The 15,835-nt window shown below is 46.1% G+C and carries 12 protein-coding genes; all 12 read left to right on the forward strand.

Annotated elements, in window-relative coordinates; translation table 11 throughout:
* The first annotated feature begins 146 nt into the window (after positions 1–146).
* The 12 genes from PTQ21_RS16690 to pnp all read left to right on the forward strand — a co-directional run bounded on the left by PTQ21_RS16690 (position 147) and on the right by pnp (position 15,728).
* Positions 147–4,466: a PolC-type DNA polymerase III gene (locus PTQ21_RS16690; protein ID WP_274566403.1), complete on the forward strand. Its 4,320-nt coding sequence runs from the start codon at positions 147–149 to the stop codon at positions 4,464–4,466.
* Positions 4,467–4,725: 259 nt separating this feature from the next.
* The gene (rimP, locus tag PTQ21_RS16695; protein ID WP_062326086.1) at positions 4,726–5,187 is read left to right on the forward strand and encodes a ribosome maturation factor RimP; all 462 of its coding nucleotides are present in this window, start codon (positions 4,726–4,728) and stop codon (positions 5,185–5,187) included.
* A gap of 123 nt (positions 5,188–5,310) precedes the next feature.
* A complete protein-coding gene (gene nusA, locus PTQ21_RS16700; RefSeq protein ID WP_063566378.1) occupies positions 5,311–6,408 on the forward strand; it encodes a transcription termination factor NusA in 1,098 nt (365 codons plus the stop codon).
* A 26-nt stretch (positions 6,409–6,434) separates the two neighbouring features.
* Entirely contained in the window at positions 6,435–6,743 is a 309-nt protein-coding gene (gene rnpM, locus PTQ21_RS16705) for an RNase P modulator RnpM (RefSeq protein WP_053783828.1), read from the forward strand.
* Positions 6,733–7,062 carry a YlxQ family RNA-binding protein gene (locus PTQ21_RS16710; RefSeq protein WP_029880929.1) on the forward strand — a complete coding sequence of 110 codons (330 nt, stop codon included), beginning with the start codon at positions 6,733–6,735 and terminating at the stop codon, positions 7,060–7,062. The genes rnpM and PTQ21_RS16710 overlap by 11 nt, the downstream gene beginning before the upstream one ends.
* On the forward strand, positions 7,055–9,640 hold the full coding sequence (infB, locus tag PTQ21_RS16715) for a translation initiation factor IF-2 (RefSeq protein ID WP_063566377.1): 2,586 nt from the start codon (positions 7,055–7,057) through the stop codon (positions 9,638–9,640). The genes PTQ21_RS16710 and infB overlap by 8 nt, the downstream gene beginning before the upstream one ends.
* Positions 9,641–9,665: 25 nt before the next feature.
* Positions 9,666–10,025: a 30S ribosome-binding factor RbfA gene (gene rbfA, locus PTQ21_RS16720; RefSeq protein ID WP_063566376.1), complete on the forward strand. Its 360-nt coding sequence runs from the start codon at positions 9,666–9,668 to the stop codon at positions 10,023–10,025.
* A gap of 19 nt (positions 10,026–10,044) precedes the next feature.
* Positions 10,045–11,022, forward strand: coding sequence for a DHH family phosphoesterase (locus PTQ21_RS16725; protein WP_064639046.1), 978 nt, complete (start codon positions 10,045–10,047; stop codon positions 11,020–11,022).
* Positions 11,016–11,939, forward strand: a complete 924-nt coding sequence (truB, locus tag PTQ21_RS16730) for a tRNA pseudouridine(55) synthase TruB (RefSeq protein ID WP_063566374.1) — start codon at positions 11,016–11,018, stop codon at positions 11,937–11,939. Before PTQ21_RS16725 ends, truB begins: the two co-directional genes overlap by 7 nt.
* A gap of 66 nt (positions 11,940–12,005) precedes the next feature.
* Entirely contained in the window at positions 12,006–12,944 is a 939-nt protein-coding gene (locus tag PTQ21_RS16735) for a bifunctional riboflavin kinase/FAD synthetase (protein WP_063566432.1), read from the forward strand.
* A 159-nt stretch (positions 12,945–13,103) separates the two neighbouring features.
* Complete coding sequence (gene rpsO, locus PTQ21_RS16740) at positions 13,104–13,373, forward strand: 30S ribosomal protein S15 (RefSeq protein WP_056700672.1); 270 nt, start codon at positions 13,104–13,106, stop codon at positions 13,371–13,373.
* A gap of 252 nt (positions 13,374–13,625) precedes the next feature.
* Positions 13,626–15,728, forward strand: a complete 2,103-nt coding sequence (pnp, locus tag PTQ21_RS16745) for a polyribonucleotide nucleotidyltransferase (RefSeq protein WP_063566373.1) — start codon at positions 13,626–13,628, stop codon at positions 15,726–15,728.
* The last annotated feature ends 107 nt before the right edge of the window (positions 15,729–15,835 follow it).

The raw sequence follows: 15,835 nt of genomic DNA on the forward strand, positions 1-15,835 counted from the left end.
ATAACCTGACTAACGGCACTTATTCACCGTAAGAGTAAGGAATGGAGAGCTTCTGTCGGATAAAATGAGTCGGTGCGGGTTCGGATCGGGGACATTTTTGAATACAGAAGCTTTTCCTGTTTTAAGGGGGTACAAGGAGGAACACGATGAGTGGATTCGAGGAGAAGAGAAAACGATTTGAGTTGTTGATGAAACAGACGGAGCTTCCAGCTGGCCTAATAGAGCCCTACTTTTTGGATGGATGGATTGAACGGGTGGAGACAAGCCGTAGCAACCGCGACTGGACTATTGTGATTGCAAAGGATACCTTGGTTCCTGCTCCAATCTATCGAACATTTTGCCTGCACATCCAGGAGAAAATGAATCATATTTCCAAGATTACGTTTGGTTTCAAATATAGTCAGCAGGTCGAGATTAGTGATATTGTCAGTGAGTATTGGAACTTGTTTCTTGAGTGGGTTACACGGGAGATTCCATCTGTTAATGGTTGGATGAATCGTACCAAGTTCGAATGTGAAGCGGATCTGCTGCAATTGACTATGAGTGATGCCATGTCGATGGAGCTCGCGAAGAAGAAGCAGATCGATCAGGCTATAACTACTTTTTACGACAAGTATTTTCAACTTCCCTTGCGGGTCAAATTGCTGGTTGGTGAGGTTGAAAGCAACAAAGAGGCAATGGAACAATTCCAACTCAAGAAGCGGGAAGAAGAGCTTCAAGTTATCGAACAGATGATGAGTGAAGTGGACTCCGAAATGCCTGAAGAGGAAGAACAGGGCGATGTTCGCTTACAGATGGGATATGAGATCAAGGAACCACCTGTACCTATGCAGGAAATTCAAGATGAAGAGAAAAAGGTTACGTTGCAAGGAACGGTCTTCGGTCTGGATCGCAAGGAATTGCGGAACGGGAATACCTTGTTTACTTTTTATCTGACGGATTTCACAGATTCCATGCAAATGAAGATGTTTGCCAAAACAAAAGAGGATGTCAAAATCCTGAGCCTACTAGCCAATGGAAAATGGGTGAAAGTGCGTGGCCGTGTAGAATACGACCGGTTTATGCAAATTCCGGAACTTGCCATGATTCCTTCAGACTTGGTAGAAGTAAAGGCACCACCATCCCGTAAGGATAATGCAGCAGAGAAACGGGTTGAGTTCCATTTGCACTCCACAATGAGTACAATGGATGCCGTAACTTCGATCGACAAATACGTAAAGACTGCAGCGGAATGGGGACACAAGGCTATCGCCGTAAGTGATCATGGCGGTGTGCAGGTGTATCCGGAGGCATCCAAAGCGGCCAAGAAAAACGGAATTAAAATGATCTACGGCCTTGAGGCCAATGTGGTGAATGATTCAGTTGCTGTTGTACTGGCACCACAGCCATTGGAACTCAAATCAGCGACATATATCGTCTTTGATATTGAGACCACAGGTCTGTCTGTAACCCAGAACAAGATTATCGAAATTGCGGCTGTGAAGGTAGAGGACGGTAAAGAAATTGACCGCTTTGCTACGTTTGTAAATCCGCATGAGCGCATCCCATATAACATTCAGCAGTTGACTAACATTAACGATGAAATGGTGAAGGATGCACCTGAGCTAGAACCGGTTATCCGTGATTTTGTGAAGTTTGCCGGAGATGGCGTATTGGTTGCGCATAATGCGCGATTCGATATGGGCTTTATTCAGGCTTCGCTGAAACAGCTTGGTATGCCTGAGCTTCTGAACCCTGTCCTCGATACGTTGGAATTGGCACGGTTGTTATATCCAAAAATGAAGAACCACCGTCTGAATACGCTGGCGGATAAATATAAAGTAGCACTGGAAAGTCATCACCGGGCGATTGATGATACGATTGCGCTCGCAGGTATACTGAATGGATTGGTTAATGATGCCGCCCAGATGAAAGGCCTGACCATGCTTGATCGGCTTAACGATTATGTCGGAGTTGATCTCTCTAACACGCGTCCATTCCATTGCGGCATCTATGCTTTGAATGATGTTGGTAAAAAGAATCTTTATAAACTGGTATCACTTTCCCATACGGAGCATTTCAAACGGGTGCCTTGTATTCCAAAGTCGAAGCTGATCAATTTGCGTGAAGGTCTCATTATTTTATCCGGTTGTGAAAAAGGTGAGTTTTTCGAGGCTGTGCTAAACAAATCGCTTGAAGAGGCGGAAGAGATAGCGCATTTCTATGACATTCTGGAAATCCAGCCTCTGACAATGTATATGCATTTGGTGGACAAAGGGCTGGTGGCTACACCAGAGGAATTGAAGCTCGCTGTTCGTAAAGTTGTTGACATTGGTCAAAAATTGGGGAAACCGGTAATAGCCACAGGTAACGTGCATTATCTGGAGCCGCGCGATAAGCTATATCGGGATATCACCATTCACGGAATTACAGGGTTCAGCCCACTCAAAGATCAACGTAAACCCGATGCTCACCTAAGAACGACGGATGAAATGCTGGAAGAGTTCCAGTACCTGGGCCAAGATAAAGCCTACGAAGTCGTTGTTACGAATACGGTTGAATTGGCGGATCGGTTCGAGGAAATCAAGTTGTTCCCGGACAAGCTGTTCACCCCGATTCTGGAAGGTGCGGACGATGAAATCCGTAATACCTGCTATAATACTGCCAAGTCGATTTATGGTGAGGAACTACCGGAAGTCATTGTGGCACGACTGGAGAAAGAATTGAATCCAATCATCAAATACGGTTTTTCTGCCAACTATCTGATCTCAGAACGTTTGGTTAAAAAATCGAATCAGGACGGCTACCTAGTCGGCTCCCGGGGATCGGTTGGTTCGTCTGTAGTTGCTACTTTCCTAGGCATTTCCGAGGTTAATCCGTTGCCAGCACACTATATTTGTGTGAATCCGGAGTGTAAGCACAGTGAGTGGTTCCTCGACGGCAGTGTGCCGAGTGGATTTGACCTTCCTGAGAAAGAATGCCCTGATTGTGGAGGCCGGTTAAAAGGCGAAGGGCAGGATATTCCGTTTGAGACTTTCCTTGGCTTTAAAGGGGACAAGGTTCCCGATATTGACTTGAACTTCTCGGGTGATTATCAACCGCATGCCCACAACTATACGAAGGTGCTTTTCAGCGAAAAGAGTGTGTTCCGTGCGGGCACAATTGGTACGGTAGCTGAGAAAACAGCATTTGGTTTTGCCAAGAAATATGAGGAAGAACATCATAAGAAATGGCGCGGAGCAGAACTTAACCGTTTGGCCTCCGGTTGTACCGGGGTTAAACGTAGTACAGGACAGCATCCCGGTGGTATTGTTGTTGTACCGGATTATATTGAAGTGGAAGATGTAACGCCTGTACAATTCCCGGCGGATGACGTTAATGCGGAGTGGAAAACAACACACTTTGACTATCACGCCTTTGAAGAGAATTTACTAAAACTCGATATTCTGGGGCACGATGATCCAACCATGATGCGGATGCTGCAGGATTTGACAGGTATCGATCCAACGACCATTCCGATGAATGATCCTAAGGTTATGAGCATGTTCAACTCTACCGAGGCACTCGGCGTTACGCCAGAGCAGATTCGTTCACCAGTTGCCACTTTTGGTGTACCAGAGATGGGGACGAAGTTTGTACGTCAGATGCTTATCGAATCCCAGCCTTCGTCTTTTGCCGATCTACTCCAGATCTCTGGATTGTCTCATGGTACGGGGGTATGGCTTGGTAACGCACAAGATCTAATTAAAAATGGAACTTGTAACATCAAAACGGTGATTGGTTGCCGGGATGATATCATGTTGTTCCTGATCTATAAAGCAGGCATGGACGCCAGTCTTGCCTTTAAAATTACGGAGAGTGTGCGTAAGGGACGTGGTTTGCCGCAAGAATGGATTGATGAGATGAAAAATTGCAAAGTGCCGCAATGGTACATTGATTCCTGTCTTAAAATCCAGTACATGTTTCCAAAGGCCCACGCAGCCGCTTACGTTATCTCTGCAGTACGTACAGCTTTCTTTAAGCTGTATCACCCAATTGAATACTACGCGACATACTTCACAGTTCGTGCGGATGAGTTTGATATTGAACTGGTATGTCAGGGCTATGAGCCTATCTATCGGAAGATCGTAGAGATTGAACAATTAGGTTTCCAGGCACCGCCAAAAGAAAAAAATATGCTGCCTGTCCTTGAGATGGCTTTGGAAATGGCAGCACGTGGATTCTCGCTCAAGCCGATTGATCTGTATCGTTCGGAAGCGACGAAGTTTATTGTTGACGGAAATTCACTTATTCCTCCGTTTTCGGCCCTGGGAGGAATCGGGGATAATGCTGCACGCAATATCGCTGCGGCAAGAGAGCATGGAGAATTCCTTTCGATTGAAGATTTCCAGCAGAAGTCCAAAGCAAGTAAAACAATTGTTGAATTGCTGACGAGCATGGGATGCTTCCGCGGTTTGCCGGAAAGCAATCAATTATCCTTGTTCTAAAATGACATTTTGAGTACCCATTTATGGTCTTTGATGTGATTACGTAAATTTTTCTTCATTAGTAGTTAAAATGGCTGAGTGATCGCTTACTTGTCACTATTACCAGACTATGTTATAATTTTTGAAGTGAACGAGATAGTACGAATTTCTAAAGAGTGGGGAAACCCACTCTTTAGTCTTTGGTATACAAGAATCTTGGGTAATGAAGAAATTGCCAGTCATTATTTGCTGGTGTAACCTAAGTTGGAGGTTATCGGTTTTGAGCACAACGAACATTAAATCTACCGTGGAAGAAATGATCCAACCCTACTTGAACGAACAAGGCTTCGAGCTGGTTGACATCGAATACGTCAAAGAAGGCAGCAACTGGTTTTTACGGGTGTATGTCGACAAAGAGGGTGGCATCGACATCGATGATTGTGTCTTGATCAGCGAAAAGCTAAGCGCCAAGCTGGATGAGAACGATCCGATTCCGACCATCTATTTCCTTGAAGTGTCTTCTCCCGGTGCGGAGCGTCCACTGAAAAAACCAGAGGACGTTGCCAAATCCGTAGGTAAAAATGTATTTGTTACAACCTACGAGCCGGTAAATGGAATAAAGGAATTTGAAGGCAAGCTGCTTTCCTTTGATGACGGGGAACTTGTGATCGAAGCAGGCAAGAAACAGCATGCCATTCTTTATGACAAGGTTGCGAGTGCGCGCCTGGCCATTCTGTTTTAAGTGCCTTGTTCACTTATTAATGAAAAAAGACACATCTCACGATAACGGCAAGGTGCTCATGAGTCTAGAGCCTTTCGCCGTTTTACGTATGAGATGCCATGTTTGAAAGGGGGATCAACATTCATGAGTATGGATTTTATTGAAGCAATGAATGAATTGGAGCGGGAAAAAGGGATCAGCAAGGACGTGCTGTTTGAAGCGATCGAGGCAGCACTCATCTCCAGCTACAAGCGTAATTTCAACACCGCCCAGAATGTGCGTGTTGACATGAACCGCAATACGGGTGTTATCCGGGTGTATGCCCGCAAATTGATCGTGGAAGAAGTCCTGGATTCACGTACCGAAATTTCATTGCCTGCTGCACGCGAGATCAACCCACACTTCCAGCTGGAAGATATTGCGGAGATTGAAGTTACGCCGCGTGATTTCGGACGTATCGCCGCACAAACTGCCAAACAGGTAGTGACCCAGCGGATTCGTGAAGCCGAACGCGGCCTGATCTACAACGCTTTCGTTGATAAGGAAGAAGATATCGTTACGGGAGTGGTGCAGCGTCAGGATTTGCGCAATATCTACATCGATCTGGGCAAAATCGAAGCGGCATTGCCGCTGACCGAATTGATGCCGAACGAGAAGTTTGTTCATGGTGACCGTATTAAAGCTTACATCACCAAGGTCGAGAATACGACCAAAGGGCCGCAAATCATTTTGTCCCGTACACATCCGGGCTTGTTGAAACGTCTCTTTGAACTGGAAGTACCTGAAATTTTCGATGGTGTGGTTGAGATTCGCTCCGTCGCACGTGAAGCGGGCTTCCGCTCCAAGATTGCTGTTCATTCCCGCAATGAGGAAGTTGATCCGGTTGGATCATGTGTAGGTCCTAAGGGAATCCGCGTGCAGACCATTGTGGGTGAGCTGCGCGGTGAAAAAATTGACATCGTTCGTTTCTCCGATCAGGTAGACGAATATGTGGCTAATGCACTTAGTCCTTCCAAAGTATTGGAAGTTCAAGTATTCGAGGAAGAAAAGATGGCTCGGGTTATTGTTCCTGACTATCAGCTGTCCCTCGCCATTGGGATTAAAGGCCAAAATGCCCGATTGGCAGCCAAACTGACCGGCTGGAAAATCGACATTAAGAGCGAGAGCCAGGCGGAACAGGAATTCGGCAGAGAGAAAGATTCTTCTTCGGAAATGCACCAAGATTCCGTCTCCGTCGACTAAAGTAAAGCACGGGGGGGCGCTAACGTATGAAAACTAAAAAAGTACCGCTGCGCAAATGTGTGGCGTGTCAGGAAATGATGCCCAAAAAGCAGCTGATCCGTATCGTTAAAACGCCAGAGGATGAAGTGCTGATCGATTTGACTGGCAAAAAGTCCGGACGTGGTGCTTATTTATGCGGCAAAGAGTCCTGTTTTAAGCTTGCACTCAAAAACCGGTCTTTGGATCGGGCGCTAAAGGGCAAAGTCTCACCGGAAATTTATGAGCAATTGGCAGCTGATTTCGTTGCGGTAGAGGACGAATTCATAGCAGCACAGGAGCGTGAACATGATGAATAATAAAACATTGTCTTATCTGGGACTCTCCATGCGTGCAGGCAAACTTGTGACAGGTGAAGAAATTGTACTTAAAGCGATCCGTTCTTCCGAAGCTAAAATGGTTATTGTTGCGGGTGACGCCTCGGCCAATACACAAAAGAAATTTCGCGACAAATGCGGGACATATAAAGTTCCACTGGTGATCGGATTTGACCGGGATAGTCTGGGTTCAAGTATCGGTAAAGAAACGCGGGTTGTTCTTGCAGTAACGGATCGAGGGTTTGCAAAAATGATCTCCAAGCAAGTCGGTATAATGTCGGAGGTGGAGTATATTGAGTAAACAGGAAAACAAGGATAAATTGCGAGTTTATGAATATGCGAAGTCCCTCAATATGAGTAGTAAAGAAATTATAACCATTCTTAAAAAGCTGGATATTCCCGTAAACAATCATATGAGTGTCATGGAGAATGGTTCAGTCGGTAAGGTGGAACAATTTTTTAAAGATATAAAATCCACTGCCGCTTCCAAACAAAGTAACGAAGCAAAATCCGTTGCTACTTCGTCAGTGCGCAGTGACAAAACAGTGGACAGCAACAAGCCGGCCGGCGGAGTGAACACGCCGAATAGCAGTAACCCATCCGGTAGTCCCGTACAAACAAAAATACAACAGGAAAAGCAGGTAGGTATGAACAATAGACCAAATTCCAACAATAACAATGGCTCCCAAAGACCTAGCGGCCAAGACAGCCGCAACAGAACGAACTCTTCCCAAGGCTCAAGCCAAGGAGGACAATCAAGTAATCGTCCAAGACCAGCTCAAGGTGGACAAAGCAGTACAGCATCCCGTCCGCAAAGTACAGGTCAACGTCCATCGAATAGCGGTGGCGGTCAAACAAGAAGCGCAGGACCGACTAGCAGTGGCAACACTGGCACTGGCGGCAACCGTACTGGTGGCCAAGGACAGAGCTCAGGACAAGGCCAACGCAGAGGCGGCCAAGGTAATTCCGGCAACAGCAACAATAATAGCGGCAACCGTTCGAACAGCGGTGGCGGTGGACGTCGTTATGACGATAACCGTGGCGGCAACTTCCGCGGTAATCGTGGCGGTAAGAACAATCGCAATAGAAATCAACAACAGTACCAACAACGTGAGAAAATTGATAACACACCTAAGAAAATCATCGTACGTGGTGACATGACTGTTGGTGAAACAGCGAAGTTGCTCCATAAAGATGCTTCCGAAGTTATCAAAAAACTCATTGCGATGGGTGTAATGGCAACGATTAACCAAGAGCTTGATATCGAAACAATCCTGCTGCTTGCTGGAGAGTTCGGTGTTGAGGTTGAAGTGAAAATTGTCCTTGAAGATGACCGCTTCGAAACACTTGAAGAGAATGATGATCCTGCTGATTTGCAGTCTCGTCCTCCGGTAGTTACGATCATGGGTCACGTTGACCATGGTAAAACAACATTGCTTGATGCGATTCGTTCAACGAATGTAACGGGCGGAGAAGCAGGCGGTATCACGCAGCATATCGGTGCTTATCAAGTTGAAATTAACAACAAAAAAATTACGTTCCTAGATACACCAGGTCACGAAGCGTTTACTGCTATGCGTGCACGTGGAGCACAGGTTACGGATATTACAATTATTGTTGTAGCTGCAGATGATGGTGTTATGCCACAAACCGTTGAGGCGATTAACCATGCCAAAGCTGCTGGGCTGCCAATTATCGTAGCTGTCAACAAAATTGACAAGCCGGGTGCAGATGCGGATAAAGTAAAACAAGAATTGACCAACTATGAACTCGTTCCGGAAGAGTGGGGCGGCGACACCATCTTTGTTAACGTTTCGGCGAAACAAAGAATCGGTCTAGAAGGTCTGCTTGAAATGATCCTGCTCGTTGCAGAAGTGAATGAGTACAAAGCAAACCCGGACAAACGTGCCCGTGGTACAGTGATCGAAGCCGAGCTGGATAAAGGACGTGGCCCAGTTGCCCGTATTCTCGTACAGCACGGTACACTGAAAGTCGGAGATGCTTTTGTTGCAGGTAACTGCTTCGGTCGCGTACGTGCGATGGTAAATGACAAAGGTCGCCGTTTAAAAGAAGCTGGACCTTCAACACCTGTAGAAATTACTGGTCTGACTGAAGTTCCAGGTGCGGGAGATCCGTTTATGGTGTTTGAAGATGAGCGTAAAGCGCGTTCTATCGCCGACAAACGTGCCATTACACAACGTGAATCCGATTTGGGTACAAATACACGTGTGACATTGGATGATCTGTTCCAACACATCAAAGACGGTGAAATCAAAGATCTGAACGTAATCATCAAAGGTGACGTACAAGGTTCGGTTGAAGCATTGAAAGGTTCCCTTGCGAAGATCGAAGTTGAAGGTGTACGCGTGAAAATCATTCATAGCGGCGCTGGTGCAATCACAGAGTCTGACATCATTTTGGCTGCAGCATCCAATGCCATCGTGATTGGTTTCAACGTTCGTCCTGATAATCAGGCGAAAGCGACTGCAGATCAAGAGCAAGTAGACATTCGTCTGCATCGCGTTATCTACAGCGTTATCGAAGAAATTGAACAAGCGATGAAAGGTATGCTTGATCCGATTTACAAAGAAAAAGTAATCGGTCATGCTGAAGTTCGTAGCACGTTCTCCATTAGTAAAGTCGGTACCATTGCTGGATGTATGGTTACCTCCGGTAAAATTACGCGTTCCGCGGAAGCACGTCTGATTCGTGATGGCATCGTCCTTTACGAAGGCAAGCTGGATTCCCTGAAACGTTATAAAGATGATGCCAAAGAAGTAGCCCAAGGTTACGAGTGCGGTATCACGCTGGATAAATACAATGATCTCAAAGAAGGCGACGTTATCGAAGCCTTCATTATGGAGACAGTACAACGATAAGCAAGGAAGCATGAGGTGAACAACAATGGCTAAGATTCGTACAGGTAGAGTGGGCGAGCAGATCAAGAAAGAATTAAGTCTGCTTATCCAGTCTGAACTGAAAGATCCTCGTATCGGCTTTATTACCGTAACGGGAGTCGAAGTGACAGGCGACTTGTCGCAAGCCAAAGTTTATCTGAGTGTCTTCGGTGAACAGGAACAAAAGGATAATTCGCTTAAAGCGCTGGCAAAAGCAAATGGATTTTTGCGTTCAGAACTGGGCAAGCGTATCCGTTTTCGACATGTTCCCGAGTTGATATTCAAGATTGACGAATCTATTGCATATGGCAGCCGAATTGAGAAGCTGCTTGGTGATATCGGTACCGACAAGAACGAATCCCAGTAACAGAATAAAGGAGACGGCAATGCACACTTATGAACAGGCGCTTCAGGACGGAAAGCAATTTCTGCTGGAGCATGATGATTACCTGGTCGTGTCGCATGTACAGCCGGACGGTGACGCAGTCAGCTCGACGGTAACGGTGGGCTGGCTGCTGTCATGTCTGGGCAAGACATTCACGATGATTAATGAAGGTGAAATTCCACAACGCATGAATTTTCTGTGGGAAGCTGGCAAGATCGTGAACATGACCGAACAACCACCGGCGCGGAAATATAAGGCGATTATCTGTGTGGATTGTGCAGACTTTTCCAGGGTAGGCCTGACTCGTCATTATTTCGAAGAAGATGCTGTCATTTTAAATATTGATCATCATCCGACCAATGACGCGTATGGAACAGTAAACATCATTAAGCCAGACGCAGCAGCAACGGCTGAAATTCTGTTTGATTTCCTCAATCTTTTCCCAGTGAAGTGGAATAAAGATGTGGCTACAGCAGTCTATACAGGATTGCTAACAGATACAGGTGGATTCCGCTATGCGAATACGAGTCCTAATGTGATGACCACTGCATCCAAATTGCTTGAACATGGTGTGGATGGACCTTATCTTGCACAGATTTTGCTTGAGCAGGTTACGCTCCCACAAGTCCGTATATTGAACCAGGCACTCTCAAGCCTGCAAATGACTGACGATGGCAAGATTGCCTGGGTGGTCATTACACCTGAAGACATGATTGCTTGTGGTGCAGCTAATGAAGATCTTGAAGGGGTAGTCAATTACCCACGTAACATTCAAGGTGTGGAAGTGGGCATCTTTTTTAAAGTAATCAATGATAATGCGGTGAAAGTATCTCTCCGGTCAGCTGGTAAAGTTGATGTTGCCTCGCTTGCACAGAACTTTGGTGGAGGCGGACATGTACTCGCAGCTGGATGTCGCGTAGAGGGCAAGTTGAAAGATATCGTGGAACTAGTGCTGAAGCAGGTGAATGCTCAATGGTAAAACCATTTGAAGGTGTACTTCCGGTGTATAAACCAGCGGGATTTACTTCTCATGATGTTGTGGCCAAAATGCGTCGCATTCTCAAAATGAAACGTATTGGTCATACAGGCACTTTGGACCCGCAAGTTACTGGCGTACTACCGCTTTGCCTAGGACGTGCAACACGTGTGGTGGAGTACATGCAGGAGCTTCCCAAGGAATACCTGGCAACGCTACGACTGGGTCTGTCTACTGACACGGAGGATATGACAGGTGAAGTTATTGAGCGGTCGGAGACGGCTGTTAAGGTGACACAGGAGCAGGTTGAGCAGGTGCTGGAGCAATTCCTGGGCACCATCTCACAGGTTCCACCTATGTATTCTGCAGTCAAAGTGGATGGGAAACGTCTTTACGAGTTAGCTCGTGAAGGAAAAACGGTAGAGCGCAAGAGTCGGGAAGTTACGATCTATGAGCTGGAATTGACAGGAATTGAGAATCAAGGCGACACTACGGATATATCGTTCCGTGCTTTATGTTCCAAAGGGACATACATTCGAACGTTATGCGTGGATATCGGCAAAAAATTGGGATATCCGTCCACCATGCTACACCTGGAGCGTACGATATCGGCTGGGATTTCTGCTGATCATTGCCTTCATTTTGAAGAAGTGGAACAACGCATGATCGATGGAACGTTAGCCGAGGTGTTGATTCCGGTTGATGAAGCCATCTCTTCCATTCCGGCTCATACGGTGGGTGCGGATCAGACCAAGGGAGCACTTCAGGGCCAGAAATTATCGGCGCGTTTGCTCGAACCGCCTGCAGAACAACCTGGTCTACTGCGGTTATATGATCAGGATGGGACGTTTCTGGGGATATTTGAGCGGGATGAATTGAAAGCAACGGTGAGAGCTGTTAAAGTTTTTTTGCCGGAATAAAGAGGTTCCTGGTTTGAGTGGTGGTACTCAAGCCTGGCCTATCAAGTGAAATGCAGGTGAATGATTGTGAAAACCGTAATGCTAACCTATCCGCAGACGTTACAATCGGCTGTTCAGGGCACACATCCCCAAGTGCTCGCGATCGGTCAATTTGACGGGCTGCATCTCGGACATGCAAGTGTCATTTTGTCAGCTGTCCGCATTGCACGCGAAACGGGCATGCAGGCAGCGGTGATGACCTTTCATCCTCATCCGAAGGAAGTTATGCGCAAAGGGGATTACGAGGGTTATCTAACTCCCTTGAGAGATAAAGAAGACATCCTGGCAGGGATGGGTGTAGACGTGCTCTACGTGGTCGAATTCAATGAGGAGTTCTCAAGGTTGACGCCGCAGCAATTCGCACATGATCTGCTGCTTCCGCTTCAGACTCGAACAGCGGTAGTTGGTTTTGACTTCCGCTTCGGTCACAAGGGAGCAGGGGATGAGCAGCTTCTTCGCACATTGGGAGAAGGCGAAATGACAGTCGAGACTGTGCCTCCATTCCTGTTAAATGGTGAGAAGGTAAGCAGTTCTCTCATTCGTGGCCTGTTGAAGCGTGGAGAAATGGACGAAGCCAGTCAATGGCTCGGACGACCTTACAGCATCAGGGGAATCGTAATTCATGGAGAGAAGCGTGGGCGGACCATTGGTTTCCCTACCGCTAACCTTGAACTTACGGATCATTATGTTACGCCAGCGAAAGGTGTTTACGCTGTTCGTGTGCAGTATGGGGAGCAGGAACTGCGTGGCGTCATGAACCTTGGTGTGAAACCTACCTTTCACGAAAACGGGATGAAACCTACGTTTGAGGTGCACTTGCTTGATTTTGATGGGCAGATATATGACCAGGAATTAAAGGTTGATCTCGTTCACTACATTCGTGCAGAGCGAAAATTTGACTCGATTGATGCTTTGATCAGTCAGATTCGTGAAGATGCATTAACCGCCGCCCGCCTATTATCGTAAAGCTCAGGACAAAATACATGTTTACATTTACTTTGTCTGGGCAACTATGATATAATGTACTACGTTGTCGTTTGAGACAACACATAACCTTGGCTTGGTTACTTGCTCTCACCGGCGGTGACGAGGCTAATGGCGATTATAATGAAGGAGGTGAATAGGATGGCATTGACTCAAGAACGTAAACAACAACTGATCGACGAGCACAAAACTCATGAGTCCGATACTGGATCACCTGAGGTGCAAGTTGCTATCCTTACGGAAAACATCAGAAGTTTGACAGACCACTTGCGTACACACAAGAAAGACCACCACTCACGTCGTGGACTTTTGAAAATGGTAGGTCAACGTCGTAAGCTTTTGGCTTACGTGAAAAACAAAGATGTTAAACGTTACAGCGCACTGATCGAAAAACTCGGATTGCGTCGTTAATTATCGTACATGTTTTCAAAATCAACCTGGCTGTTATCCGTCATTCCTTTGTCTAAAAGGACAAGCGGAGCTTACAGCCGGGTTGTTTTGTAGATGAACATGTTGCCATATATTTGTAGCTGATGGCTCCGCAAGGAGCTTTTGTTTTGCAAGTGAGCATGTTGCTGTGGAGTTAATGAATGCAGGACAAGCAGGAAATACTGTGAAAATGCAGAATCCATTGTGTTAGGAACGAATAAAAGGAGGGATTTCATGGAACAGCGTGTTGAAATGCAGCTTGGTGGAAGAACGCTTACGCTTGAAACAGGGCGTTTGGCCAAGCAGGCTAATGCTGCCGTTAAGGTAACGTACGGGGATACCGTTGTATTGTGTACCGTGACAGCATCAAGTGAGCCTAAAGATCTGGACTTTTTCCCATTAACGGTAAACTATGAAGAAAGATTGTATGCCGTAGGTAAAATCCCAGGTGGATTTATTAAACGTGAAGGCAGACCAAGTGAGAAAGCGATTCTTTCGAGCCGTTTGACAGACCGTCCGATTCGTCCTTTGTTCCCGGAAGGTTTCCGTAATGATGTACAAGTTCTGAATATCGTTATGAGTGTGGATCAGGACTGCGAACCGCAAATTGCTGCCATGATCGGTACATCGGCTGCACTGAGCATTTCGGATGTCCCATTTAGCGGACCGATTGGTGGTGTAAAAGTTGGACGTATTAATGGTGAGTTCATCATCAACCCAACGATTGCACAGCTAGAGGTAAGTGAGATTGAACTCGTTGTAGCAGGAACCAAAGATGCCATCATGATGGTTGAAGCGGAAGCGAACGAAGTTCCGGAAGAAGTAATGCTGGAAGCAATCATGTTCGGACATGACGAGATCAAGAACATTGTTGCAGTCATCGAACAACTCGTACAAGTGGCTGGTAAAGAAAAAATGGCTGTGAAATTGCATGCCGTTAATGCTGAAGTTAACAGCAGTGTACGTGAGTTCGCCAGTGCTCGTCTGGTTGAAGCTGTTAAAATTGCTGAAAAACATGCGCGTCAGGATGCAATCGATCTTGTGAATGACGAAACCGTTGCTCACTTCGAAGAGAAGTATATTGAGACTCCAGAACTGCTCAAAGATGTGAAAGAAGTGCTGCACGATATCGTCAAAGAAGAAGTGCGCCGCCTTATCACACATGATAAAGTTCGTCCGGATGGACGTGGACTCGCTGAGATCCGTCCAATTGAATGTGATACTTCCCTGCTGCCACGTACTCACGGTTCAGGTCTGTTCACTCGTGGTCAAACACAGGCGCTCAGCATTTGTACACTTGGTGCACTGGGTGATGTTCAAATTTTGGACGGAATCAGTCTTGAAGAAACGAAACGTTTCATGCATCACTACAACTTCCCGCCGTTCAGCGTAGGTGAAGCTCGTCCATTGCGTGCTCCAGGCCGTCGCGAAATCGGACATGGTGCTCTGGGTGAGCGTGCTCTTTCCAAAGTAATTCCTTCCGAAACAGACTTTCCATACACAATTCGTCTGGTATCCGAAGTATTGGAATCCAATGGTTCAACTTCCCAGGCAAGTATCTGTGCCAGCACATTGGCTATGATGGATGCAGGTGTACCAATCAAAGCTCCAGTTGCGGGTGTAGCTATGGGTCTTATCAAAGACGGAGATCATGTATCCATCCTGAGTGATATTCAAGGTATGGAAGATCACCTCGGTGACATGGACTTCAAAGTAGCAGGAACACCTGATGGTGTAACAGCTATTCAAATGGATATCAAAATTGATGGTATTGATCGTCAAATTTTGTCCGAAGCATTGGCTCAAGCCAAAGAAGGTCGTATGCACATCTTGAGCAAAATGACCGAAGTGATGAAAACTCCACGTGAGCAGTTGTCACAATATGCACCTAAAATTACAACCATGCATATCAATCCGGACAAAATCCGTGATGTTATCGGTGCAGGTGGTAAAATTATCAATAAAATCATCGAGGAAACCGGTGTTAAAATTGATATTGAGCAAGATGGACGTGTCTTTATCGCTTCTTCCAACCAAGAGATGAATGATAAAGCCAAATCGATTATCGAAGGCATCGTACGTGAAGTACTTGTCGGCGAGATTTATGTAGGTAAAGTAAAACGTGTTGAGAAGTTTGGTGCATTTGTTGAAGTGCTGCCGAACAAAGAAGGTCTGGTACACATCTCACAATTGTCCACAGAGCGTGTCGCTAAAGTGGAAGATGTTGTTGCCATTGGTGATTCCATTACGGTAAAAGTAACGGAAATTGACCCACAAGGCCGTATCAACTTGTCCCGCAAAGCCGTATTGACTGCCGAAGCTCCAGCTCAATCATAGGCTGCGTGCCATCGTTTTTTTGAAAAGATAGATTGAATGAAGAGACAGAATGTGAATTTCTGGCTCTTTTTTTAACGTTTAAATACCTTTATGAAATCGTTTGTCTA

Origin of the sequence: Paenibacillus marchantiae (assembly GCF_028771845.1) — a bacterium.
Taxonomy (GTDB): Bacteria; Bacillota; Bacilli; order Paenibacillales; family Paenibacillaceae; genus Paenibacillus; species Paenibacillus marchantiae.